Source organism: Myxococcus stipitatus DSM 14675 (assembly GCF_000331735.1).
GTDB classification, from domain to species: Bacteria; Myxococcota; Myxococcia; order Myxococcales; family Myxococcaceae; genus Myxococcus; species Myxococcus stipitatus.
The window spans coordinates 1,697,646-1,723,271 of the sequence record NC_020126.1 but is presented as its reverse complement, the minus strand read 5'-3'; the positions used below and the strand labels follow the sequence as shown (position 1 = coordinate 1,723,271).

Below are 25,626 nucleotides of genomic sequence, written 5' to 3'. Positions count from 1 at the left end.
GCGCCTACAATCCTATCGAGGCACGAGCCGCCCGGGCAACGGCGGCACGCGCGGAGACCGGTTCCACCACCTCCGCCTCACCGCCGAACGACAGGACCCACTGGGTGAGCCACCGCTCGCTGTCGCCCGCCACCAGGACCTCCACCCCTCCATCCGCGAGCGGCCGGGCGTCCTGCCCGAAGCGCTCCTTCACGTAGGGTGCAGCCACGGGGGAGAAACGCACACGCACGGAGTCCTCGGAGCGGCTCCGAGCCGGGTTGGGGACATCCGCCCGGGCGTCGGGCGGGAGGACGAACGGCGTGTCGGTGATGACGATGTCCTCCATGCGGTCCAGCCGGAACAGGCGGGAGTCCTGCCGGGTGTGGCAGAAGCCCTGGAGATACCACTGTCCCCGGTGGCTGAGCAGCTCATAAGGCCGCACCTGGCGAGGCTCCGCCGGACGGCCGGGGCTGGCGTAGCCGAACGTCACCTCCCGCCGCTCCAGGATGGCCCGGGTGAGCGGCCCCAGCGCCTGGGGCGCCTCCGCGGAGGCATCAATCTTTCGATACATTTCGCGGTAGCGCTCACGCACCTGGGGCGGCAGCACGCGCTCCAGCTTCTGGAGGGCGCTCTGGAGCGCGTCGCCCGCGGCGGGGCGCAAGAGCTCCGCCGACGCGGCCAGCGCCGCGGCCTCTCCCGCCGTCAGCCGGGGCGGCGCGAACAGCCGCTGGTCCAGGTCCACGTAGACGCGGTCATTGTCCACGTAGATGTCGATGTAGTCGTCGGGATTGAACGGGGGCCGGCCCACGCACGTGAGCAGGTCCAGCTCCTCCAGCAGGTCCTCCCGGCTGACGTTGAGGGCGCGCGCGAGCGCCTCCACCGTGACGCCGGGGTTCTTGGACACGTACGGAACCAGGAACAGCAGGCGGCGAAGCCGCTCGTGGACGTTGCTCATGCCGTCACCTTCCCCTCGAGCGCGTCCGCGTGGCGGTTGGCGACTCGCGCGGCCATCTCCCTCAACCTGGACCGGGCACTCTCCGGTCCCTCCACGACACAGTCCGCGCCCAGCGAGAGGCAGAAGCGCGCCAGGCCGTCCAGGAAGCTCACCCGCAGCTTCGCGAGCGTGAGGCCCTCGCCCATCGGCTCCAGCGTCGCCCCCGGGAAGAGCCCCGAGGCCCGCGACGCCAGCGTGCCCGACAAGCGCAGCACCACCTCCACGGGCTCATGGAAGCGGTGCTGCCACGGGAAGTACGCGACGTGGCTGTCGAGCGAGAAGTCCTCCGGCACCTGGAAGTCCGGCGTGCGCGGGCGCGCGGTGTTCACCTTCAGCTCGCGGACGCGGTGGACGTGGAACGTGCGCAGGCCGCCGCGCAGGTGGCAGTGCCCCACCAGCGTCCAGACGCCTCGCCGCAGCGCCAGGCCATACGGGTCCACGCGGCGCTGCGTCGCATTGGGGTGCTTGGGGCTGGCGTAGGAGATCTCCACCCACTTGCGGGCGGCGCACGCATCCCAGAGCTGCTCCAGGCGCGCGGAGACTTCCTTCACCTGTCCCTCCTGCACGGCGCCCAGCTCCATGCGGACCCGAGGCGTGGGCAGCGACTGGCCGGCGAAGAAGCCAATCTTGCGCAGCGCGTGCGCCAGGTCGTCCCGTCCCGGGAAGACACCGGACGCCAGCGCCGCGGAGCCGGCGGCGTAGAGCACGGCCAGCTCCTCCTTGGTCAGGTCCGCTTCGGGCAGATAGTAGGCGTCGCGGTCGACGATGTAGCCGTCGCGGCGCTCGTCATCTCCCTGGACGTAGGTGAGCGGGAAGCCCAGCTCCACCAGTTCCGCCTTGTCCCGCTCGAACTTGCGCTCGGCGGCGTCGTCCGAGCCTCCATAGTCAGCGGGGAAATGCTCGCGCAGCTCGGCCCAGGAGATGGGCTCGCGCGCGTCGAGCAAGAGGGCCACGAGGTCGAGGATGCGTTCGGTGCGGTCCATTCGGGAAGGTCGGCGACGATGCCGGGCAGACCCCGGGGGGTCAAGGAAGGGGCGTGTGCCAGGCTTGAAAGAAGGGGTGACCGACCGTCCGGGGCGCATGCGTCCGGGCTGATATCCGGCCAGAGCTGAACACGCAAGCAGGTATTCAAACGTAAGATATTTGTGTTATGGGTAGGGAATCCAGGACCTCCCAAGGAGGGCTCGCACTACGGGCGCGACTTGGGATATTCCTGCGCCAGCATCTGAAGGGACCTCACCATGAACCGCACCTTCCGTGACGTGGTTGCCGGGCTGGCACTGCTGGTGGGGCTGGCTTGCGCGGTGATGCCCTCGACGGCCGGAGCAGAGCCACTCTACTTCGCCGTGGAGGTCTGGCGGGAAGGCCGGCTGGTGGCCAAGCCCAAGCTGCTGGGAGAGACGGGACGCACGCTGCGCGCCGAGCGCCGTCGCCCGGGTGCTCCCCTGGCGGACTACCGACTGGTGCTGAGCCCCAGCGCCAAGGGCGAGTCGTTCCATCTCAAGCTGGACCTGCTCCTGCCGGAGACGGAGGGCCACTCGGAGCTCGCGCTCCTGCACGGCCAGCAGCGCAGGCTGCAGCTCGGCAGCGTCCCGGGCGAGCTGGAAGTGTCGCTGCTCCTGATGAAGGTGGACTCGCCGGAGTTCCGCGCGCTGATGGAGCTGAACACGGCGGGCGGCAAGGGCTCCGCGTCCGCGTGGTCCATCTAGCCGTCGCAGCCCTCTCGAATCGCCGCACGCGAAGCTAGAGCACCGCCAGGTCGTCGCGGTGCACGGCTTCGTCCAGGTAGCGGTAGCCCAGGACCGACTCGATGTCGGAGGTGCGTCGCCCCGCGATGCGCCGGAGTTCCTGGGCGTCGTACGACGCGAGCCCTCGCGCGAACACCTCGCCGGACTCGTCCGCCAGATCCACCGGGTCGCCGCGATCAAAGTCCCCCTCCACGCTCCGCACACCGCTGGGAAGCAGGCTGCGCTTGCCCTGGACGATGGCGTCGCGAGCCCCCGCATCCACTCGGAGCGTGCCCTGCGGCCGGAGGGCATGGGCAATCCACGCGGCGCGGGAGCCTCGGCGCGCGCCCGTGGGCTCGAAGAGTGTCCCCACCTGCTCGCCTCCCAGCACGGCGCGCAGCCGACCGGGCTCGGCGCCGGAGGTGATGACACTTCGGATGCCCTGCTCCGCGGCGCTGGAGGCGGCGCGCACCTTGGTCGCCATGCCGCCGGTGCCCACGCCACTGGACGTGCCTCCCGCGAGCGAGAGCACCTCCGGCGTCACCTCCTCCACCGTCTCCAACAACTTCGCGCTCGCATCGCGGCGAGGGTCCGCGGTGTGCAACCCATCCACGTCGGAGAGGAGGACCAGCGCGTCCGCCTCCACGACCCCCGCCACCAGTCCCGCCAGCGTGTCGTTGTCGCCGAACTTCAGCTCATCCACGGAGACGGTGTCGTTCTCGTTGATGACCGGCACCACGCGAGCGGACAGCAGCCGCTCCAGCGTGTGCTTCACGTTGAGGTAGCGCCGCCGGTCGCGCATGTCCTCGTGGGTGAGGAGCACCTGGGCGACGGCCTGCCCCTGCCCTCCGAAGACGTCCTCGTAGGCTTGCATCAGCCGGCTCTGTCCCACCGCGGCGCAGGCCTGCTTGCCCGGGATGTCCCGAGGGCGAGCAGCCAGGCCCAGCCGCTCCACGCCCAGGGCGATGGCGCCGCTGGAGACCACCACGAGCTCGCGGCCCTGGGCCGCCCAGAGCAGGTCCCTGCCCAGCGCCTCGAAGTGCTCGCGATTGAAGCGACCGGTGGCATGGGTGAGGGCGTTGGTGCCGATCTTCACGACCACGCGCTTCGCGGCGCGCAGGGCGTTACGTCCCGAGTGACTCACGCGCCGCAGCGTAGGACGGAAACGGAAACAGGGGGCAAGCTCCGTGTGTTCAATAGGGTTCCGGCGCCTCGGGCCGGGGGACGAGTGTGTCAGCCCCCGGGAGAAGGCTCCGTATAAAGTGCCCAAATGGATGGGGGCGGCCGGCCCTCGTCGGGAGAGCAAGGTTTGAAGGAAATCTACGGCAACACCCTGGGCCTCAAGGCGAACGAGCAGCATCGGCTTCGGAACACCTTCCGCCGGCGCGTGTCCCCGCACGAAATCGTCTCGCCTGAGCTCGCCCGCCACCTCACCGAGCTGTCACACGAGACGAACCGCCAGGTGGGCGTGCTCATCAATCGCAAGGGCGAAATCGAGCACGTGGTGGTCGGCAATGCCCACAAGCTGGAGCTGCCCGACATCGGCCGTGCTCGCGCGGGCCAGGTGCGTCTGCGTGGCCTGCGGCTGGTGCACACGCACCTCAAGAGCGAGCCCCTCACCAAGGACGACCTGACGGACCTGGCGCTGCTGCGGCTGGACTGCGTGGCGGCCGTCGGCGTGGGGAGCGAGGGCCTGCCGAGCGTGCTGCACTACGCCTACCTCGTGCCGGAGAACGGCAGCGGCGAGTTCTGGCACGTGGCCACCCTGCCCTCCGTGCACCAGGAGCAGCCGGACCTGGTGGACACGCTGGGCGCGCTGGAAGAGGAGTTCAGCCGCAAGGCGGCGGCGCGCGCGGTGGGCGGGCGGGAGAAGGCCATCCTCGTCGCGGTGTGCCTGGATGGAAACCGCGGCCGGGCGGAGGCGAGCCTCGCGGAGCTCAAGGAACTGGCGCGCACGGCGGGCGTGGAGGTGGTGGACAGCGTGCTGCAGGTGAAGCGCGAGGCGGACCCTCGCTACCTCATCGGCCGGGGCAAGCTGGAGGACCTGAACCTGCGCTCGATGCAGTCCATGGTGGACCTGCTCATCTTCGACAAGGACCTCACCCCGTCGCAGGGGCGCCACATCGGCGAGGCGACCAGCCTGAAGATCCTGGACCGCACGCAGCTCATCCTCGACATCTTCGCGCAGCGCGCGCAGAGCGCCGAGGGCAAGCTGCAGGTGGAGCTGGCGCAGCTGAAGTACCGGCTGCCTCGGCTGGTGCAGAGCGACGACTCGCTCAGCCGGCTCGCGGGTGGAATCGGCGGTCGAGGCCCGGGCGAGACGAAGCTGGAGATCGACCGACGCCGGGTGCGCGAGCGCATCACCCACCTGGAGAAGCGCATCGACCTGATTGGCCGGGAGCGCAGTGTGCGGCGGGCGCAGCGCAACCGCCGCGAGCTGCCGGTCATCTCCATCGTCGGCTACACCAACGCGGGCAAGTCCACGCTGCTCAACGCCATCACCAACGCGCAGGTGCTGGCGGAGAACAAGCTGTTCGCCACGCTGGACCCGACGAGCCGCAGGCTGCGCTTCCCGCAGGAGCGCGAGGTCATCATCACCGACACGGTGGGCTTCATCCGGGACCTGCCCAAGGACCTGGTGGCGGCCTTCCGCGCCACGCTGGAGGAGCTGTACGACGCGAGCCTGCTCCTGCACGTGGTGGACACGGCGGACCCGGCGCGCGACGAGCAGGTGGAGGCGGTGGAGAAGATCCTCTCGTCGCTGGGGTTGATGGAGAAGCCTCGGTTGATGGTGTGGAACAAGGCGGACCTGCTGGGGGCGGAGGAGGTGGACTCGCTGCTGCGCGCGCGCGGCGGGGTGGCCATCAGCGCCCAGACGCGCGAGGGGCTCACCGCCCTGCTGGCGAAGGCGGACACCACCCTCTTCGCGGAAGGGGCGTCCGAGACCATCGGCGTCATCTGAAGTCCGGTCCCGGTTGCCGGGCAGGCACGGCTCCCCCTAACATCGGGGAGCCGTGGTGACCTCTTCCGCATCGACCTTGCTGCTCTCCGGTCTGCTCGCCCAGGCGGCGCCGGACTACACCCGTCCTGTCTCCTCCATGTCCCCGAGCTACTTCGAGGTGCTGGAGCAGAACAGCCACATCATCTACCCGCTGGTGGCGATACTCGCGCTGGTGCTCATCGCCGCGGGCATCCTCCAGGCCTGGAGGACCCAGGACCTGGACGGCCTCCAGAAGAACGAGTTCAAGAAGGCCATCGTCAACGAGCTGCGCCGCAACATCACCGGCATGCCCGGTGACGAGCTGGCGAAGGCCGTGGGCCTGGACCGCCTCAAGACGAACCGCCTGCTGGAGCAGATGCAGGTGGACGGCATGGTGGTGAGCCACACCAACTCGCAGCGCCTCACGGTCTGGCGCGTGCGAGGCGCGTCGACGGATTCGCACACGCGACGGTACTGAGCCTCCGAATGGAGTTCATGCTCGTCGATGACAGCGCGCCACCTCCCATGGAGTTCTCAGGATGGGTGTTCTTCATGGGCATGCTCCTGCTTCTCGTCGGGCCACCTCTCGTGTGGTGGCTCCGAAGGGGTTACCGCCCGCATCGAGACGTGTTGCAAGCCAGCACCAGGCCAGAGCCTTGAGACTCTCTGACAACACCCGCGTGTGTCATACAGACGCAGCTCTGTTTTCACTGAGTATCTAGCGCTCCGGGCTCACCGGGCACTCTCAGCCATGCTCTATTTCGGGCAATGGATGAGAACACGCCCCCGGAGTCTCTCAACCCGTCGGCTATCGCCATCATCGGCCTGTCGCTCCGCTTCCCGGGCGCTCCCGATGAGCAGCGATTCTGGGCCAATCTCATCTCAGGCGTGGACTCCGTCACGGTGCTCGACGCCGAGCAACGCGAGAAGGCGGGCCTGCCGACAGGTGACGACTGGGTGGCCGCCGCCGGAGTCGTCGAGGATGCCGACCTCTTCGATGCGCGCTTCTTCGGGTACTCGCCGCGCGAAGCCGAGCAGCTCGACCCGCAACACCGCCTCTTCCTCGAGTGCTGCTGGCGGGCGCTCGAGTCCGCGGGCTATGCCGCTCGCGCGCAGCCGCTGCCCGTGGGGCTCTATGGCGGCGCCTCGCTCAGCACGTATCTGCTGACGAACGTCCTGCCCAACATGGAGCGGCGCTCCAGTGATTGGTCGGAGAGCATCCTCGGGGCGCACACCGACTTCCTCGCCACACGCGTCTCCTACAAGCTCAACCTCACCGGGCCCGCCATCACCGTGCAGACCGCGTGCTCCACCTCCCTGACGGCGGTGCACCTCGCCAGTCAGGCGCTCCTCGCGGGTGAGTGCAGGCTGGCGCTCGCGGGAGGCGCGGCCGTGCGCTCGCCGCAGTTGAAGGCCTACCGCGCGCAGCAAGGCGGCATCTCTTCACCTGATGGACACTGCCGCGCCTTCGATGCCCAGGCCGCGGGCACCGTGCCGGGCAACGGCGTGGGAGTGGTGCTGCTCAAGCGCCTGGAGGACGCGGTCGCGGATGGAGACCCGATTCGCGCGGTCATCCTCGGCTCCGCCATCGGGAACGATGGCAGCGCCAAGGCGGGCTACATGGCGCCCTCCGTCTCGGGCCAGTCCTCCACCCTTCGCGATGCCCTCTCGCTCGCGGGAGTCGAGCCCGAGTCCATCTCGTACATCGAGGCCCACGGGACAGGAACCGCGCTCGGGGACCCCGTGGAAGTCACCGCGCTCAAGCAGGTCTTCCAGGGCGTGCCTCCTGGCTCCATCGGGCTGGGCTCGGTGAAGACCAACCTGGGGCACCTCGACGTGGCCTCCGGCATGTCCGGGCTCATCAAGACCGTGCTGGCCCTGGAGCACCGCAAGCTCCCGCCCACCCTGCACTTCCGCACGCCCAATCCCCTCCTGGAGCTGGAAGGCAGCCCTTTCTACGTCGTGGCCACACCTCGCGCCTGGGACAGCCCCGGGCCTCGGCGCGCGGGGGTCAGCTCGTTCGGAACGGGCGGCACCAACGCACACGTCGTCGTTGAAGAAGCCCCTATCATCCCGAGCGCCCCACCCCGCGCCGACGAAGAGTTGCTCCTGCTGTCCGCCCGCTCCGAAGCCGCACTGGAACGGATGACCACGGAGCTGAGCGAGCACCTGCGCGCCACGCGGGCGCCTCTCGCGGATGTGGCGCACACCCTCCAGACGGGTCGCAACCGCTTCGAGTGGCGCCGCTTCGTCACCGCACGAACGCTCGGCGACGCGGCGGCTCGCCTGGGACAGCGGGACGAAGGGCCCCTCCCTCGGACCGCGCTGGATGCGACGGAACAACGAGGCGCCGTCTTCCTCTTCCCGGGAGGTGGCGCGCAGCGCGTGAACATGGGCGCCGAGCTGCTCCATGAGCCCGTCTTCCGCGACGCCATCGACCGCTGCGCCGCGCTGCTCGAGGGTCCTCTCGGGGGCGACGTGCGCGAGGTGATGTTCGCCTCCCCCGAGCGCTACGACGCGGCGGCGCGTGAGCTCGCGCGTCCGCTCTGGACCCAAGCCGCGCTGTTCACCTGTGACTGGGCCTTGGCCCAGCGCTGGCTGTCCTGGGGCGTCCAGCCCACGGCCCTCTTCGGCCACTCCCTGGGCGAATACGTGGCCGCGTGTCTCGCGGGGGTCTTCACGTTGGAAGAAGCCCTGGAGCTCGTCGTCGCGCGAGGGCGCATCCTGGAGCGCCTTCCCCCAGGAGGCATGACCGCCGTCCTCGCGCCCCTGGCGCAGGTGGAGTCACTCGTCACGCATCCCCTGTCCGTGGCGGCCATCAACTCGCCCTCGGATTGCGTCATCTCGGGGCCGCTCGATGCGCTCGCAACACTGGAGGCCGCCCTCACGACCCGTGGCATCGAGTCACGCAGGCTTCACCTGGGACATGCCGCGCACTCGGCGCTGCTCGAACCGCACCTCGCGGACTTCGAGCGCGTGGTCTCCCGCTTCTCACCCAGAGCCCCCAAGCTCCCCATGGTGTCGAGCCTCACCGGACGCTGGCTCACTCCACGGGATGTGACGGCGCCCTCGTACTGGAGCCGTCATCTCCGCGAGACGGTGCGCTTCTCGGACGGACTCCAGCTCCTGCTCTCCTCGGGAGACCGCGCCTTCATCGAGGTGGGCCCAGGCTCCGCGCTGACCTCCCTCGCGAAGCGACACCCCGGCCGCACCTCACAGCCGGTGGTCGCCACGCTGCCGTACAACACCTCCACCGAGCAGGCCCCGTCGCCGCTCGCGGCCCTGGGCGAGGCCTGGCTCGCGGGTGTCTCCATCGACTGGGAACACTTCCGCGCCGGAGAGCGGCGACGTCGCGTCACGCTCCCAGGCTACAGCTTCGACCGGGAGCGCTACTGGATTGAACCCGCGGGCGAGCAGTCGCCTCGCGAAGCCGTGGCCCCCGCGCCCCCCGTGATTCGCGCGGAGAACACGCGCGGCGCCCCGCCTCGCAATGACACCGAGCGGGTGCTGCTCGAGTGTTTCTGGCTCACGTTCCAGTTGGAGAGCCTCGGCATCCACGATGACTTCTTCTCGCTGGGGGGCGACTCCCTCCTCGCGCTGCGCTTGAGTGCTCGCATCCAGGACCGGCTGGGCGCGCGACTCTCCCTCAAGGACATCGTCGAGCGGCCCACCGTGGCCCACCTCGCCGCGCGCATCGGGACTCGCCACGACGCTCGGCCTCCCGCGCCTCGCTGCCTGGTCCAGCTCCAGGAGGGCCCTCAGGGGCCACCGCTCTTCTTCGTGCATGCGGCGGGTGGACAGGTGCTCTTCTACCGGGACCTGGCGCGGCTCCTCGCCCCCGGACGTTCCTGCTACGGCCTCGCGGCGCTGGGACTCGAAGAGGGCGAGTCGTGCCACACCACGGTGGAGCAGATGGCGGAGCACTACCTCGCCGCCCTTCGCACCGTGCGCCCACGCGGGCCCTACTTGTTCATCGGCGCATCCCTGGGAGGCGCCATCAGCTACGAGATGACTCGCCGACTGGCGCTCGAGGGCGAAGCCGTTCCGCTCTGCACCCTCCTCGACACGCCGCCCCCCGGGCACTTCGCGGTGGAGCTCGCGGACCAGCTCACCCTGCAGACCTTCCGCGTGGGACGGAACTTCAAGCCCGCCCCCGCGTGGCCCGCGGGACTCTCCTTCGAGGAGCAGTTCCACCGCCTCCAGGAAGAAGAGGCACGCGACGGAGTCCCGGCCCTGTTCACCACCGTGGAGCAGGCACGGCGCCAGCTCGACGTGCTCCGCGCGAACTCGCGCGCCATGAGCCTCTACAAGCCGCTTCCCTGGGAGGGCGGTGAGCTCCAGTTCTTCCGCGCCCGAGAGCTCGCCCCGGGCCTCCCGCTCCACCCGGAGCTGGGCTGGATGGACCTCGGCGCCTCGCTGCGCGTGGACGTCGCTCCGGGTGACCACTACTCCATGCTGCAAGCACCTCATCTCGAGGTGCTCGTCACGAAGCTGGCGCGCGTGCTTCGCTAGTCCGAGCCCGGACGCTGACGACGCTGCCGGGCGAGTCGCTGGAGTCCCTCACGCCTGTCCCCGGAAGCCGCCACGGCGGCCTTCGGCGCCTGCGGCTCCGGCTCCGAAGCGCCAAGCTGCGCCGCCAGCGCGCGCACCGATGGGTATTGGAGCAACAACACCAGCGGCACCTTGCGCCGCAGCCGCTCCTCCAACTTCATCTGGAGCATCTGCAACAGGAGCGAGTTCCCCCCCAGGTCGAAGAAGTTGTCCGAGGCCCCCACTCGGTCCAGCTTCAGGACCTCCGCCACGAGCTGCGCGAGGAGCTGCTCCATTCCCTCCTGGGGCGCGACGTAACCGCCGCTCAGCTCGGGGCGGTGTGACTCCGGCGCGGGCAACGCCTTCAGGTCCAGCTTTCCATTCGGAGTGAGCGGCAGCTCGCGCAACAGCACGAAGGCCGACGGAATCCACGGCTCCGGCAGCAAGCGCTTCAACCCCACGCGCAGCACATCCACCGTCAGCGCCGCGTCGTCCATCGGAACGACATACGCCACCAGACGACGCTCTCCCTGCGTGTCCTCCCGGCCCATCGCCACGGCGGAGCGGACTCCCGGCAACGTCGCGAGCGCCGCGCTGACCTCGCCTGGCTCGACACGGACACCTCGCACCTTCACCTGATGGTCGGCGCGTCGCAGGTACTCGTAACGACCATCGGCGAGCACTCGAACCACATCGCCCGTTCGATACAGCCGCCCACCCGAACCGAACGGGTCCGGGACGAAGCGCTCCGCCGTCAGCTCCGGTCGGCCCAGGTAGCCTCGCGCCAGTCCCATGCCGCCCAGGTACAGCTCGCCCCAAACTCCAGGCGGCACCAGCTGCCCCGCTTCGTCCATCACCCGCGTCACGACGTTGCGCAGCGGCACGCCGATCGTGAGGCGCTCTCCCGCCACGCACTCGGCCAGCGTCGCGCACACCGTCCCTTCCGTCGGGCCGTAACCATTCATGAAGAGGCGACCCGGACTCCACCGCGCCACCAGCTCGGTGTTGCAAGCCTCGCCCACGGAGACGATGACTCGCAGCGACGGATAGTCTCCCGTCGGCAGCAGCGCCAGGACCGACGGAGGCAAGGCCACCGAGGTGACCTGCTCCCGGACGAGCAACTCCGCCAGCGGCCGTCCCGGTCCCATCTGCTCACGCCGAGCCAGCACCACCGTCGCCCCGCTCAGCAGCGTGGGGAAGAGGTCCGCCACCGAGGCGTCGAAGCTCACCGGAGCGAAGTGCAACACCCGCTCTCCCGGCCCGATGCCGCCACGCGCCGGACCAAAGGCCTCGGCGAGGTTCGAGGCGCCCCGGTGCTCCAGCAGCGTCCCCTTGGGACGGCCCGTGCTCCCGGACGTGTAGATGACGTACGCCAGATTCCGAGCCGTGACCTCCGGCGCCAGCTCTTCCGTCCCCGCCACCTCCGGCAGCTCACCGAGCTCATCCAGCAACACCATGGCGCCCGAGTATGCGAGCGAGGACGCCTCCTCCGACTTCGACACCAGCAGCGCCACCTTCGCGTCATCCAACATGTACGCGAGCCGCTCGGCGGGATGCTCCGGGTCCATCGGCAGGTAGGCGCCACCCGCCTTGAGGATGGCGAACACCGCGACGACCCAGTCGAAGCTCGGTGCAAGACACAACGCCACCACGACATCGGGGCGCACGCCCCACTGGCGCAGGACGCGGGCCAGCTTGCGAGCCCTCCGGTCCAGCTCCGCATACGTGAGGACCTGCCCGTCCATCACCACCGCGACCGCGGCGGGCGTCCTCGCGACCTGCGCCTCGAACATGCGGTGGAGGCACTGGCCTTCGAAAGGGGCCTCGCGGCCGCCATGGGTCAGCAGCTGCTTTCTCGAGGACTCCTTCAACAGCGGCAGGTCGAGCAGCCGGCTCGACGGCTCCGCCACCGCGGCCTCCAGCAGGTTCACCAGGTGCTCGCTGAAGCGAGCCATCGTCGCCACGTCATACAAGTCGCTGCTGAAGTCGAGCTCGCCCTGGAGTCCCTCGGAGGTCTCCTGGAGGCTCAAGGCGAGGTCGACCTTCGCGAACCGCAGCCCGTGGTCCATCGGTCGCTGCTGGAGCCCCGCCAACGCGAGGTCTCCCGAGTAGGCGTTCTGAAGCTGGAACACGACCTGGACCAGTGGAGCACGGCTCATGTCTCGCGCCGGACTCATCGCCTCCACCAGCTTCTCGAACGGCACCTCCTGGTGGCCCAGCGCTCCCAGCACCGACTCCTTCACCTTTCCCAACATCTCCCGGAACGTCAGCTCTCCCCCTGCCTCCGTCCTCACCACCATCGTGTTCACGAAGAACCCGATGAGCCCCTCCACCTCCTTCACCGTCCTCCCCGACACCGGCGAGCCCACCACCACGTCCCACTGCCCGCTGTACCTCGCCAGCAGCGTCTGGAACCCCGCCAGCAGCGTCATGTACAGCGTCACGCCTTCTCGTCGGCTCAGCTCCCTCAGCCCCTCCGCCAGCTCCCCCTTCACCCTCACCGCGACGCTCGCGCCTCGGTACCCCTGCACCGCTGGCCTCGCCCGGTCCGTCGGTACCTCCAGCACCTCCGGCGCTCCCCTCAACCTCTCCCTCCACCACCCCAGCTGCTCCTCCAGCACCTCCCCCTTCATCCACTCCCGCTGCCACACCGCGTAGTCCGCGTACTGCAACCCCACCTCCTCCAGCTTCCCCTCCTCCCCCTTCACGTACGCCCCGTACAGCGCCTCCACCTCCCTCGCCATCACCCCCATCGACCACCCGTCCGCCACGATGTGGTGCACCACCACCACCATCACGTGCTCCCCTTCACCCTCCTTCACCAACGTCACCCTCAGCAGCGGCCCCTTCGTCAGGTCGAAGGGCCGATGCCCCTCCTGCGCGACGAGCCGCGACACCTCTTGCGCTCGAATCGCGCCCGAAAGCTCAGTCAGGTCCACCACCGCCAACGGCAGCGAGACCTCTGGGTGGATGCACTGCACCGCGCCTTGCTCGTCCTGACGGAACGTCGTCCGCAGCGACGCGTGACGACGGACCACGGTGTTGAAGGCCCGCTCCAGCGCCGCCACATCGAGCACGCCCTCCAGCTTCATCGCCAGCGCGATGTTGTAGAGCGGGCTGTTCGGCTCCAGCCGGTCCAGGAACCACAAGCGCTGCTGCGCGAACGACTGCGGCAACACCTCCCGGCTCGACACGGGAGGCAGCGCCGGACGCACCGGACCGGGGGTGCCTCGCACCAGGTCTTCGAGGTGGCTGGCCAGCTCCGACAACCTGGGTGACTCGAAGAGCATGCGCACGGGGATGTCGCGACCCAGCACCTCGCGCAGTCGCGAAGCCACCTGCATCACCAGCAACGAGTGCCCACCCTGGTCGAAGAAGTGGTCCTCCGCGCCGACCCGCTTCATCCCCAGCAACGGAGCCCACGTGTCCGCCACCAGCTCCTCGAGCGCGGTCCTCGGCGCGATGAAGCCTTCAGGCGTCCACTGCGCCTTCTTCTTCAGCGGCGGAGCCGTCAGGGCCCGCTTCACGGGCACATCCCGATGCCCCGCCATGGGGAGCGCATCCAGCCGCGTCTCGGGCTCCCTCACCGCGGCCTCCAGCAACTGCTGGTAGTGCGCGGCCATGCGCTCCACGGTCTCTCGCTCGAACAGGTCCGTGTTGAGCTCCCAGAAGCTCGTCAGGTCCTCGGCGTCCTCGCGCACCGACAACGCGAGGTCGAACTTCGCCATGCCCGGCTCGTACTCCACCTCCGACGCGCTCACACCCGGCAGCCGAGGCAACCGCGCCGGCCCATTCAAACCAAACGCCACCTGGACCAGTGGAGCACGGCTCATGTCTCGCGCCGGACTCATCGCCTCCACCAGCTTCTCGAACGGCACCTCCTGGTGACCCAGCGCTCCCAGCACCGACTCCTTCACCTTCCCCAACATCTCCCGGAACGTCAGCTCGCCCCCCGCCTCCGTCCTCACCACCATCGTGTTCACGAAGAACCCGATGAGCCCCTCCACCTCCTTCACCGTCCTCCCCGACACCGGCGAGCCCACCACCACGTCCCACTGCCCGCTGTACCTCGCCAGCAGCGTCTGGAACCCCGCCAGCAGCGTCATGTACAGCGTCACGCCTTCTCGTCGACTCAGCTCCCTCAGCCCCTCCGCCAGCTCCTCCTTCATCCTCACCGCGACGCTCGCGCCTCGGTACCCCTGCACCGCTGGCCTCGCCCGGTCCGTCGGCACCTCCAGCACCTCCGGCGCTCCCCTCAACCTCTCCCTCCACCACCCCAACTGCTCCTCCAGCACCGCCCCCTTCATCCACTCCCGCTGCCACACCGCGTAGTCCGCGTACTGCAACCCCACCTCCTCCAGCTTCCCCTCCTCCCCCTTCACGTACGCCCCGTACAGCGCCTCCACCTCCCTCGCCATCACCCCCATCGACCACCCGTCCGCCACGATGTGGTGCACCACCACCACCATCACGTGCTCCCCTTCACCCTCCTTCACCAACGTCACCCTCAGCAGCGGCCCTTTCGTCAGGTCGAAGGACGCTCGCGCCAGGGCTTCGACGTGAGGCCGCGTCGCGACGCCCCGTGCATCCACCACCTGCACGCGCACGGGCTCCGGTGAGGCGATGCGCTGCACGGGCTCGCCCTCCACTTCGGCGAACGTCGTGCGCAGGGCTTCATGGCGCCACACCAACTCCGTGAACGCATGCTCCAGCGCGGCCACGTCCAACACGCCTCGCAGCCGGACGACGAAGGGCAGGTTGTACGAATAGCCCCCCGCATCCAGGCTCCCGAGGAACCACAGACGTCGCTGCGCGAAGGACAGCGGCATCCCCTCGCTGCGAGGCACTCGCACCAACGCGGGTGCCTGCTTCGTCCCGAGCGTCGTCGCCTTCATCGCCTCCAGTCGCTCGGCCAGGGACTCCAGCGTGGGCGCCTCGAACAACATCCGCACCGGGACCTCGCGGCCCAGCGCCTCCCGCAGTCGAGACACCACTCGCGTCGCCAACAGTGAGTGTCCCCCCAACGCGAAGAAGTCGTCCTTCACGCCCACGCGCGCCACGCCCAGCAGCGGCATCCAGATGCGCGCCACCAACCCCTCCATGACGCTCCGAGGCCCCTGCGCCTCGTCTCCCGCCGCCCCTTCCTGCTCCGGCGACGGCAGGGCCTTGCGGTCCACCTTGCCGTTCGCGGTCAGCGGCAGCGCGTCCAGCTTCACGAACGCCGAAGGCACCATGAACTCAGGGAGCCGCTGCTTCAGCCACTCCTTCACGACCGGCGCGTCGGGCGTCTCCGCGTGCTCCACGTAGTACGCGACCAGCCGCTTGCCCCCCACCCCATCCCTCGCCACCACCAACCCGTCCTTCACCGAGGGATGCGCGAGCAGCGCCGCCTCCACCTCCCCCAGCTCGATGCGGTATCCCCGCACCTTCACCTGGCTGTCGCGTCGCCCCAGGAACTCCAACACGCCGTCCACCCGCCAGCGCGCCAGGTCCCCCGTGCGATAGAGCCGCTCCCCTGACACCGTGCTGAAGGGATTCGGAATGAAGCGGTCCGCCGTCACGTCCGGCTGGCGCAGGTATCCCCGCGCGAGGCCATCACCTCCGATGAACAGCTCGCCCGCCACGCCCACCGGCACCGGCTCCAGGCCCGCGTCCAACACGTACACCTGCGTGTTGCCGATCGGCCGGCCAATGGGCACCGAGGCCCCGACGTCCTCCACTCGCGCCATGCGGTGGGTCGACGTGAACAGCGTGCTCTCCGTCGGCCCGTAGCAGGCCGTCACTGGAATCCCCAGCTCCTCCAACACGCGCCTCACGTGCGGCGCGGACACGACGTCGCCTCCCGTCAGGAGCTGGCGCACGCCCTTCAGCCCCTCCATCTCCAGCTCCACCATCTGGCTGAACAACCCCGCTGTCAGATGCAACAAGGTCACCGAGTGGCGGCGCAGCACGTCCTTCAGCAGGTCCAGCTCACTGGGCGAACGCGGCGGGAAGACCACCAGGCGGCCCCCCAGGCACAGCGGCCCCCAGACCTCCAACGTCGACGCATCGAAGGAGATGGGCGCGATGAGCAGGAACGTCTCCTCCGGTCCCAGCCGCGCATAGGGCGCGCCGTACAACAGACGCAGGACACCTCGGTGCTCGACGGCCACGCCCTTGGGGCGCCCCGTGCTCCCCGACGTGAAGTCCACATACGCCAGGTTCCGCCCCGACACGGGCATCCTCGACGTCGTCGAGGGCCACTCCTCCCACCGCAGGTCCTCCAGCAACATCAGCTCGGGCAGGGAGGACTCGGGCAGCTGCGCCGACAGGGCCCGCGTCGTGAGCAACAACCTGGGCGCCGAGTCCTCCAACATCTGCTCCCACCGCCGCGCCGGATAGCTGGAGTCCAGCGGCACGTAGGCTCCCCCCGCCTTGAGGATGCCCAGCAGCGCCACGATGAGCTCCACCGAGCGCTCCAGACACACCGCCACCAACGTGTCCGCGCCCACGCCTCGCGCCCGCAGGGCCCAGGCCAGCTGGTTCGCCCGCGCATCCAGCGCCCGGTAGCTCCATCGCTGCTCGCCGAACTCCAGCGCCACCGCGTCGGGACGCAGCGCGACCTGCGCCTCGAAGAGGTGGTGGACACACGCCTCTCTCGGGAACTCCACGGCCGTCTGGTTCCACTCCACCAACATCCGCTGACGCGCGGCCTCCGGCAGGAGCGACAGCGACGACAGCCGCGCCTCCGGACTCGCGACGAGGTTGCGCGACAGCTCGAGGAAGCACTCCGCGATGCGCTGGACGGTGGCGGGCTCGAACAGGTCCGCGTTGTAGATGAGCTGTCCCTCGACACCGGCCCCCGGTGCATCGACCAGCAGCAGCTCGAGGTCGAACTTCGCGATGGTGCTCGCGAAGTCCCAGGGGCGCGCCTGGACTCCGGGGAGCGACAGCAGGGGCGTGGCCTCCTGCAACGTGAAGAGCACCTGGAACAGCGGTGAGCGGCTCAAGTCCCGCTCCGGGCGCAGGTGCTCCACCAATCGCTCGAAGGGCACATCCTGGTGCGCGAAGGCCCCGAGCACCGTCTCCTTCGTCTCGCGCAGGAATGTCTGGAACGTCGCCTCCGCCCCCGGGCGCGCGCGCAGGGCCAGCGTGTTCACGAAGAAGCCCACCAGCGCTTCTGTCTCCTTCGCCGTCCGCCCCGACACGGGCGTCCCCACCACCACGTCCCACTGCCCGCTGTAGCGCGCCAGGAACGTCTGGAACGCCGCCAGCAGCGTCATGTACAGCGTCACGCCTTCTCGTCGGCCCAGCCGCCGCAAGGACTCGGTCAGCTCCGCCGACAGACACACCGGCACACTGGCGCCTCGATAGGTCTGCACCGCGGGCCTCGGCCTGTCCGTGGGCCACTCCAGCACGGGCGGCGCGCCCTTCAGCGCTTCACCCCACCACGCGAGCTGCGCGGCCTCCACGTCTCCCTTCAGCCAACCTCGCTGCCAGAGCGTGTAGTCGGCGTACTGCACGGGCAGCGCCGGGAGGGCCGCGACCTCCCCCTTCAGCGCCGCTGCGTACAGGGCCTCCAGCTCCTGGCTGAGCACGCTCAACGACCCGCCGTCCGCCACCAGGTGGTGCAGCACCACCATCAGCACGTGACTGTCGCCCCCCGTGTGCAACAGGGTCGCTCGCAGCAGGGGGCCTCGCGATACATCGAACGGCGCCTGGACCTCGCGCACCACCCGCCGCCGCACCGCCTCCTCCACCTCCTCCGTCCCGTCCAACAGCTCCACGCCCAGGGACAACGTCGCGTCCGGGCTCACGCGCTGCACGGGCTCGCCGTCCACCTCCACGAAGCTCGTGCGCAGCGCCTCATGCCGCCGCACCACGTCCACCAGGGAGCGCTCCAGCGCCTCCACCTCCACGGCCCCCTGGAGGCGGACGACGAACGGCAGGTTGTACGAGTGTCCTCCCGCATCGAGCTGCGCCAGGAACCACAGGCGCTGCTGCGCGAAGGACAACGGCGTGTCCTCGCGCCGGACCGCTCGCTGCAACTCCGGGAGCCGCACATGCCCCGCGAGCACACTCAGGCGCTCCGCCAACGCGCGCACCGTGGGCGCCTCGAACAACAAGCGCACGGGGACGTCCTGCCCCAGCAAGTCCCTCAGCCGAGACACCACTCGCGTGGCCAGGAGCGAGTGTCCGCCCAGCGCGAAGAAGTCGTCCCGCACGCCCACGGGAGCGAGGCCCAGCACCTCGCCCCAGACCTCCGCCAGCATCCGCTCCCGTGCGTCTCGCGGTGCTTCGTAGCCGGCCCCCTCATCGCCGCGCTCGACCTCCATCGTCTCCAGCGCGCGCCGGTCCACCTTGCCCGAGGGAGCCAACGGCAGCACATCCACCCGAATCAACGACGCGGGCACCATGTACTCCGGCAGCCGCGCCCCGAGCTGGCGCTTCAGGGCCTCCGCGTCCCACGCGAGCGGGGACACCACGAACCCCACCAACTGCTTGTCACCTCGCCCCGACGCCCTCACGACCACCACCGCGTCGCCGACGCCGGGCTGCTCCTTCAGCGCCACCTCGACCTCGCCCGGCTCCACCCGGAAGCCGCGCACCTTCACCTGCGCATCCCTCCGGCCCTGCAGCTCCAGGTTCCCGTCCGCCAGCCACCGCGCCAGGTCGCCCGTGCGGTACAGCCGCCGCCCGTCCTCTCCTCGGTGGAAGGCATCGGGAACGAAGCGCTCCGCCGTCAGCTCCGCGCGGCCCCAGTAGCCATGCGCGAGGCTCCGCGCCCCCAGGTACACCTCTCCCGTCACCCCCACCGGACACGGCGCGCCCCACGCATCCAGCACGTACACCGTCGCGAGCGAGATGGGACGCCCCACTGGCGGCAGCGCGGGCCACGTCGAGGGAGCCCCTCGCGCCCGCCAGGCCGTCACCACGTGGCCTTCCACCGGCCCGTACTGATTCTCCAGCACGCACCCGGGCAGCCGCTCGAAGAACGACACCAGCGCGGGCGTCACGTGCAGCGCCTCGCCCGCCGTCGCCACCTCGCGCAACGGTGGAAGCTCCGCCTCGTGCCGCGCCCGCTCACACAGCGCCTGGAGCGCGACATACGGGAGGAAGAGCCGCTCCACGCGGTGCTCCCGCATGTGCGTCAACAACAGCGCGGGGTCCTGATGCGTCGCCGCCGAGACAAGCACCAGCGTGCCGCCCTCGCTCCACGTGCAGAACATCTCCTGGAACGACACATCGAAGCTCAGCGAGGAGAACTGGAGGGTCCTCGACCCTCGCGCCGACGTGGTCGCGGTCTGCCACTCCACCAGCGTGCCCACGCCCCGATGGGACATCGTCACGCCCTTGGGCCGCCCCGTGCTCCCCGACGTGAAGATGACGTAGCAGGGCAGCTCCGGAGACAGCTCCCAGTCCGGCCCCGTCGTGGGCCGCGTCGCGATGCGCCCCTGCTCGTCCTCCAGTCGCACCCGCCGGGCCGGACACGCCTCCGGCAGCGCGTGCTCCAGCGAGGCGTGCACCAGCACCACGGGCGCACCCACGTCCTCCAGCATCTGCGCCAGCCGCCCTGGTGGATACACCGGGTCCAGCGGCAGGTACGTCACCCCCGCCTTCAGCGCCGCGAGCACCACCACCGGAACGTCCAGGCTGCTCCGCTCCAGACACAACCCCAGCGCGCTTCCAGGACGAAGCCCCAGCGAGATCAGGTGGTGCGCGACCTGGTTGGCCCGCTGCTCCAGCTGCGCATACGTCAGCGACTCCCGCCCATCCGTCACCGCCACCGCGTCAGGCGTGCGCGACACCTGTGCTTCCACCCACCGGTGCACCAGCTCCGCCGGGCGCTCCACCACCTGACGCCCGCTCCACTCCACCAACACCTCGCGCTTCTCCTCCTCGTCGAGGAGCTCCACCTGCCCCACCTCCAGCGCGGGGTTCGACACCACCCCCGACAGGAACGCCCCGTAGTGGCCCGCGAGCCGCCGCACCGTCGCCTCGTCGAACAGCGCGGTGCTGTACTCCCAGAAACCCATCCATCCCTCGGGCGTCTCGCGCACGAAGAGCGTCAGGTCGAACTTGGCGACGCCGGGCTCGAAGTCCAGGTCCCTCGACTCCACGCCCGCCAGGCGCACCAGCGGCGGCGCGTTCTGGAGCACGAGCAGCACCTGGAACAACGGAGTGCGGCTCAGGTCTCGCACCGGCCGCAGCGCATCCACCAGCTTCTCGAACGGCACATCCTGGTGCTGGTACGCCCCCAGGCACGCCTGACGCACCCGCTTCAACAAGCCCTGGAAGGGCTCGCTCCCCTCCACGTCCACGCGCAGCGCCAGCGTGTTGGCGAAGAAGCCGATGAGCCCCTCCACCTCGCGACGGCTCCGTCCCGCGATGGGCGTCCCCACCACCACGTCCCGCTGCCCGCTGTGCCTCGACAGCACGGCCTGGAGGGCTGACAGCAGCCACATGAACGGCGTCACCGACTCCTGCTTGCAGCGCGCCTCCAACGCCCGCATCAGCTCCGCGGGGAACGGCACGCCCAGCACGGCGCCTCGCGAGGACTGCACCGGCGGCCTCGGCCGGTCCACCGGCAGCACCAGCGCGGGCGAGGCTCCCGCCAGGTGCCCCTTCCACCACGCGAGCTGCTCCTCCAGCACCTCTCCCGTCAACCACTCGCGCTGCCACATCGCGTGGTCCGCGTACTGGACCTTCAACGCGGGGAGCATCGGCTCGCGCCCGTCGAGCGACGCCGCGTACAGCGCCCGCAACTCCAGCTCCAGCAGCGACAGCGACCAGCCGTCGCACGCGATGTGGTGCAGCGTCAGGAGCAACACGTGCTCCTCTTCATCCAGCCGCAAGAGGCTCGCGCGCAGCATCGGCCCCACGCTCAAGTCGAACGGACGCCGCGCCTCCTCCTCCGCCCGTCTCCGGGCCTCGCGCTCGCGCTCCGGGCCCTCCAGCCGCCGCACCTCCAGCACCACCGGCGCGTCCGGCGCGATGCACTGCACCGGCTCCCCCTCCACCTCCACGAAGGTCGTCCGCAGCGCCTCGTGCCGGCGGACCACGGCGTCGAGGGCGCGCTCCAACGCCGCCACATCCAACGGCCCGCTCAGCCGGGAGAAGAACGGCGCGTTGTACGCGAAGCCCGACGGGTCCATCCGCGAGAGGAACCACATCCGCCGCTGCGCGAAGGACAGGGGCAAGGGCCCGTCCCGACGTGCGGCCACCACTGGCGGGGGCCTGCGGACGCGAGGACTCGCGGGCTTCGACTCGTGCGCGGACATGATGGAACCTCGACTCCAGCAGATGAAACGCGATGACACGAAGGCACACGCCCGGGCTCCCGCCGCGGGGCAGGGGCACCCGGGCCTGGACTGCCTCGACTCACGCCGACGGGAAGGTGCGCCCCTGCTCTCGCAGGAGCGCTTCGCAGGCCGTCGTGACGTGCTCCAGCGTGTTGAACAGGTCCACCATGGAGAGCTGGATGCCCAGCTCGTCCTCGATGCGGTTGGCCAGCATCGTCGCCATCAACGAGTTGCCACCCACTTCCAGGAAGTGGTCCTCGGGCCTCACGACCTCCGCCCCGAGCAGTTCGCGCCAGTACCCCTCGAGCTGCCGCATCAGCGGCGTGGTGCGCGTGTCAGTGCTCACGTGTACTCCCCTTCTGGATGATGGCGCGACACTCAACCCCCCTTCGCGGTGGGCCCCTTCAATCGCTCGCGCAGCAGGTACTTGCGAATCTTCCCTGACGGCGTCTTCGGCATCTCCTCGACGACCTCCAGGCGGTCCGGCCAATACTGGTTGGACATCCCCAGGCCCTTCAGGTGGTGGCGCAGCTCGTCCAGCGAGGGCGCCTCGTCGCGAGGCACCACCACCGCGCACACCCGCTCTCCGCCGATGCGGTCGTCCGAGTGCCCGATGACCGCCACCTCCCGCACCTTCGGGTGCGAGTACAGCGCGGACTCCACCTCCACCACGGGCACCTTCTGGCCGAAGCGGAAGATGACGTCCTTGAGGCGCCCGACGATGCGGATGCCGCCTCGCCCGTCGTCCCGCGCCAGGTCCCCCGTGTCGAACCACCCCTCCGCGTCGACACACGCGCGATAGAGGTCCTCGCGCTTGAAGTAGCCCAGGCACTGGCTGGCGCCGCGCACGAGCAGCCGCCCCGTGCCCTCCGGATAGGGCGAGCCGTCCTCGGCCAGCGCGGGGATGATCTTCACCTCCATCCACTCCACGGGCCTGCCATCGCTGCTCGACGGCCAGTCGGGCGGGTCATCCCGCCGCGTCAGCGTCACCGCCCCGTTCTCCGTCATCCCCCACAGCGTGTGCAGCGGGACGCCCAGGCTCTCGCGCACCGCCGCGATGAGGTGCGGGGGCACGGGGATGGAGCCCGTGGACAGCCGCCGCAGCGACGACGTGTCACCGCCCCGCTTCTTCTTCGCGGCGATGACGTTCATCACGTACGTGGGAATCCCATACATGAACGTGACGCCGTGCTCCTCGATGCAGCGCAGCGTCAGCTCCGGGTCCCCGACGTCCATGTAGACAGACGTCGCGCCCAGCATCACCGGCATCAGGTACAGGTAGGTGAAGCCGCTCGACGCCGTGAGCAGCGACGGCAGGCACACGACGTCGTCCGCGCCCAGCGCCATCGTCTCCACCAGCGCGCGGGTGATGCCGAAGTTGGTGTTGTGGGAGTGGATGACGCCCTTGGGCTCGCCCGTCGTCCCGGACGTGTAGAGGACATTGCAGATGTCGTCCGCGCGCGCCGACCGGGCATCCAGCTCCGCCGAGGACACCTGCTCCTCCCAGCGCCGCTCCAGGAAGTACGCATCGAAGTCCAGCTCCCCCGCCTCCGACGCATGGGCCCCCGCGCCGATGAAGACGCGGTGCTCGAGCGCGGGCAGCGAGGCGCGTGCCTCGCGCAGCATGTCGCGGTGCGAGTGCCCGCTCCAGCTCAGGGGGCCTACGTAGACGGACGACTCCGTCCGCCCCAGGATGAACTCCACCTCGCGGCGCCGGTAGTCCGGAGGAATGGGCGCGATGATGGCGCCGATGCGCGCGCACGCCAGTGCCAACGCGGTGAACTGCCACCAGTTGGGGAGCTGCACCGCCACCAACTCGCCACGGCCCACCCCCAGCGACAGCAGCGCCCCGGCGAAGCGCTCCGCGTAGCGTCCCAACTCCGCATAGCTCAGCCGCAGGACGTCCTTCGCGAAGTAACGAACTGAAACAATCGCTGTCTTGTCCGGGTGGCGATGGATGGAGCGACGCAAGTCGTCGAGCACCGTCTCGTCCCGCCACCATCCCTTGCTCCGGTACAGCGCCGACTTCTCCAACGAGGGGCCGCTTCCAAACCGTGCGTCCATCGTCCGCACCCTTCCCTGGACCGCGTGGGATTCCCTGGCCGCCGAGACCATAGGCATTCGCGGGTAAAACCATCAAGACGGCGAAAGCTCACATGTCTACACCCACTGGCCTTATCACTCACATTGACGGGCACGCACTCGGTTTCCTACTTTGAATCGGTAAGCCAGGATTGTGCGTCCACCACCGACGATGACACCTGGCCGCATCCACCGGCGTGACCCCCATGGCCCAGGTATCTCTCGACGAGCGCGCCCGACGCATTCGAAGGACCATTCTCCGGCTCGCAGCCACGCCCACGGGCTGCCATCTGGGCGGCTCGCTGTCGATGGTGGAGCTGCTCGTGGTGCTGCTCGGACGGGTGATGAAGTTCCGTCCCCGGGAGCCCCGATGGGAGGAGCGTGACTCACTCATTCTCTCAAAGGGACATGCGGCCGCGGGGCTCTACGCCGCGCTCGCTGAGTTTGATTTCATTGATACTGAAGAACTGGTGCAACGCTACAACGCCGATGACAGTCCTTTCACTGGACATGTGAATGCGGCGGTGCCAGGGGTTGAGTTTCCCACCGGAAGCCTGGGGCATGGCGTGGGGTTGGGCGTGGGGCTCGCGCTGGGCCACCGGCTGAGACAGCGCGCCAACCGGGTGTTCGTCGTCTGTGGAGATGGCGAGATGGGCGAGGGCTCCAACTGGGAGGCGTTGCAGGTGGCCGCGCAGCACCGCCTCTCGCGGCTCACCGTGCTCGTGGACCGCAACGGCGGGCAGAACGATGGGCCCACCGAGTCCATCCTCTCGCAGGCCCAGCTGGTGGACAGGCTGCGCGCCTTCGGCTGGAGCACCGTCGAGGTGGACGGGCACGACCTGGAGGCGCTGGGCAGCGCGCTGGAGGCGCCCAGCGAGGCACCGCGCGCGCTCGTCGCCAACACGCGCAAGGGCGCGGGGGTGCCCCTGTTCCGAGGCAAGGGTCCGCACTACGCCACCTTCAACGCGGAGCAGCTCCGGCGCGCGCTCGCATCCCTGGGAGAGGTGACGCCGTGACGAGTCCCACGTCGAGCGGCACCGACCTGTTGTCGGCCCCGGCGGACTGGCTGCGCGAGCAACCGGGCCTGTCCAACCGACAGGTGTTCCGCCACACGCTCGCGCGGCTCGCGGACGCGGAGGAGCGGCTCGTGCTGCTCGAGGCCGACCTGGCGGGGGGAGGAGACCCGTTCGCCGCGCGGCACCCGGCGCGCTTCATCAACCTGGGCATCTGCGAGGCGGCGATGCTCGACATCGCGTGTGGACTGGCCTCCACCGGGCACGTCGTCTTCGCCCATACCTTCGCGCCCTTCGGTGCGCTGCGCGCGTGTGAGCAGGTGCGGCTGGGCATGGCCTACGCCCAGGCCAACGTGAAGCTCGTCTGCGACTACGGGGGGCTGTCGGGCGCGTTCTTCGGCCCCACCCACCACGCCCTCGAGGACCTGGCCCTCCTGCGCGCCATGCCGGGGATGATGGTGGTGTCTCCCGCCGACGGCCTGGAGACGATTCAAGCCACGCGCGCGCTGCTGGAGCACGAGGGGCCGGTGTACCTGCGGCTCGGGCGCAACCGCGTCACCCGGTTGGAGGATGCGCGGCCCGCGTTCGCGCTGGGACGCGCGATGTGCCTGCGCGAGGGGAGCGACGTGGGCCTCGTCGCCCATGGAGAGGTCGGCGTGAGCGTCGCGCTGGACGTGGCGACACGGCTCGAGGCGCAGGGCGTGTCCTCGCGCGTGGTGAACGTCCACACGCTCAAGCCCTTCGACGAGGAGGCCATCCTCGACACCGCGGAGCGCACGCGGTTGCTCGTCACGGTGGAGGAGCACTCCATCCTCGGCGGGCTTGGCGGCGCGGTGTGCGAGAGCGTGGCCACCCACGGGCTGGGCCGCCGGGTGCTGCGCGCGGGCATCCAGGACCGCTTCGACTCCACGGCGGGCAGCCATGAGGCGCTGCTCCAGCGGCACGGGCTGGAGGCCCCGGCGCTGGTGGAGAAGATTCTCGGCGCCCTGCCCCGCCCCCGGCTCGCGGCGCTGGCGCCCGCGTCCAGGAGGGGCTGATG

At 69.8% G+C, this 25,626-nt stretch carries 12 protein-coding genes; 6 read left to right on the top strand and 6 right to left on the bottom strand.

The genetic code is table 11. The annotated features are described in order from the left end of the window. Window positions 1-4: 4 nt before the first annotated feature. Complete coding sequence (locus MYSTI_RS06860; RefSeq protein ID WP_015346991.1) at window positions 5-934, bottom strand: WYL domain-containing transcriptional regulator; 930 nt, start codon at window positions 932-934, stop codon at window positions 5-7. Next, window positions 931-1,956, bottom strand: a complete 1,026-nt coding sequence (locus MYSTI_RS06855; RefSeq protein ID WP_015346990.1) for a helix-turn-helix transcriptional regulator — start codon at window positions 1,954-1,956, stop codon at window positions 931-933. The genes MYSTI_RS06860 and MYSTI_RS06855 overlap by 4 nt, the downstream gene beginning before the upstream one ends. A gap of 258 nt (window positions 1,957-2,214) precedes the next feature. On the opposite strand from MYSTI_RS06855, the gene MYSTI_RS06850 reads away from it, so the two are divergent. Continuing rightward, a complete protein-coding gene (locus MYSTI_RS06850) occupies window positions 2,215-2,682 on the top strand; it encodes a hypothetical protein (protein ID WP_015346989.1) in 468 nt (155 codons plus the stop codon). A 34-nt stretch (window positions 2,683-2,716) separates the two neighbouring features. On the opposite strand, the gene proB is transcribed toward MYSTI_RS06850, so the two are convergent. Continuing rightward, complete coding sequence (gene proB / locus MYSTI_RS06845; RefSeq protein WP_015346988.1) at window positions 2,717-3,844, bottom strand: glutamate 5-kinase; 1,128 nt, start codon at window positions 3,842-3,844, stop codon at window positions 2,717-2,719. 165 nt (window positions 3,845-4,009) lie between these two features. Between proB and hflX the strand changes: the two genes are divergently transcribed. From hflX to MYSTI_RS06830, 3 genes are all read left to right on the top strand, one after another. Beyond that, a complete protein-coding gene (gene hflX, locus MYSTI_RS06840; RefSeq protein WP_044279152.1) occupies window positions 4,010-5,662 on the top strand; it encodes a GTPase HflX in 1,653 nt (550 codons plus the stop codon). A 55-nt stretch (window positions 5,663-5,717) separates the two neighbouring features. Next, entirely contained in the window at window positions 5,718-6,158 is a 441-nt protein-coding gene (locus MYSTI_RS06835; protein WP_015346986.1) for a hypothetical protein, read from the top strand. A gap of 290 nt (window positions 6,159-6,448) precedes the next feature. After that, on the top strand, window positions 6,449-10,192 hold the full coding sequence (locus tag MYSTI_RS06830; protein ID WP_015346985.1) for a type I polyketide synthase: 3,744 nt from the start codon (window positions 6,449-6,451) through the stop codon (window positions 10,190-10,192). Here the strand turns inward: MYSTI_RS06830 and MYSTI_RS06825 are convergent. The 3 genes from MYSTI_RS06825 to MYSTI_RS06815 all read right to left on the bottom strand — a co-directional run bounded on the left by MYSTI_RS06825 (window position 10,189) and on the right by MYSTI_RS06815 (window position 23,556). Continuing rightward, window positions 10,189-21,471, bottom strand: coding sequence for a non-ribosomal peptide synthetase (locus tag MYSTI_RS06825; protein WP_015346984.1), 11,283 nt, complete (start codon window positions 21,469-21,471; stop codon window positions 10,189-10,191). The genes MYSTI_RS06830 and MYSTI_RS06825 overlap by 4 nt on opposite strands. 100 nt (window positions 21,472-21,571) lie before the next feature. After that, complete coding sequence (locus MYSTI_RS06820; protein ID WP_015346983.1) at window positions 21,572-21,838, bottom strand: phosphopantetheine-binding protein; 267 nt, start codon at window positions 21,836-21,838, stop codon at window positions 21,572-21,574. 32 nt (window positions 21,839-21,870) lie between these two features. Next, window positions 21,871-23,556 carry an AMP-binding protein gene (locus MYSTI_RS06815; protein WP_015346982.1) on the bottom strand — a complete coding sequence of 562 codons (1,686 nt, stop codon included), beginning with the start codon at window positions 23,554-23,556 and terminating at the stop codon, window positions 21,871-21,873. A 224-nt stretch (window positions 23,557-23,780) separates the two neighbouring features. Here MYSTI_RS06815 and MYSTI_RS06810 point away from each other — a divergent pair, with 224 nt between their 5' ends. Both MYSTI_RS06810 and MYSTI_RS06805 read left to right on the top strand, forming a co-directional pair. Continuing rightward, window positions 23,781-24,590: a thiamine pyrophosphate-binding protein gene (locus MYSTI_RS06810; protein WP_015346981.1), complete on the top strand. Its 810-nt coding sequence runs from the start codon at window positions 23,781-23,783 to the stop codon at window positions 24,588-24,590. Continuing rightward, window positions 24,587-25,624: a transketolase family protein gene (locus tag MYSTI_RS06805; protein ID WP_015346980.1), complete on the top strand. Its 1,038-nt coding sequence runs from the start codon at window positions 24,587-24,589 to the stop codon at window positions 25,622-25,624. Before MYSTI_RS06810 ends, MYSTI_RS06805 begins: the two co-directional genes overlap by 4 nt. The last annotated feature ends 2 nt before the right edge of the window (window positions 25,625-25,626 follow it).

What these genes read in the sequence shown, in the direction of transcription:
- MYSTI_RS06860 (WP_015346991.1), bottom strand. Translation starts at nt 934, where the DNA reads ATGAGCAACGTCCACGAGCGGCTTCGCCGCCTGCTGTTCCTGGTTCCG.
- MYSTI_RS06855 (WP_015346990.1), bottom strand. Translation starts at nt 1,956, where the DNA reads ATGGACCGCACCGAACGCATCCTCGACCTCGTGGCCCTCTTGCTCGAC.
- MYSTI_RS06850 (WP_015346989.1), top strand. Translation starts at nt 2,215, where the DNA reads ATGAACCGCACCTTCCGTGACGTGGTTGCCGGGCTGGCACTGCTGGTG.
- MYSTI_RS06830 (WP_015346985.1), top strand. Translation starts at nt 6,449, where the DNA reads ATGGATGAGAACACGCCCCCGGAGTCTCTCAACCCGTCGGCTATCGCC.
- MYSTI_RS06825 (WP_015346984.1), bottom strand. Translation starts at nt 21,471, where the DNA reads ATGTCCGCGCACGAGTCGAAGCCCGCGAGTCCTCGCGTCCGCAGGCCC.
- MYSTI_RS06815 (WP_015346982.1), bottom strand. Translation starts at nt 23,556, where the DNA reads ATGGACGCACGGTTTGGAAGCGGCCCCTCGTTGGAGAAGTCGGCGCTG.
- MYSTI_RS06810 (WP_015346981.1), top strand. Translation starts at nt 23,781, where the DNA reads ATGGCCCAGGTATCTCTCGACGAGCGCGCCCGACGCATTCGAAGGACC.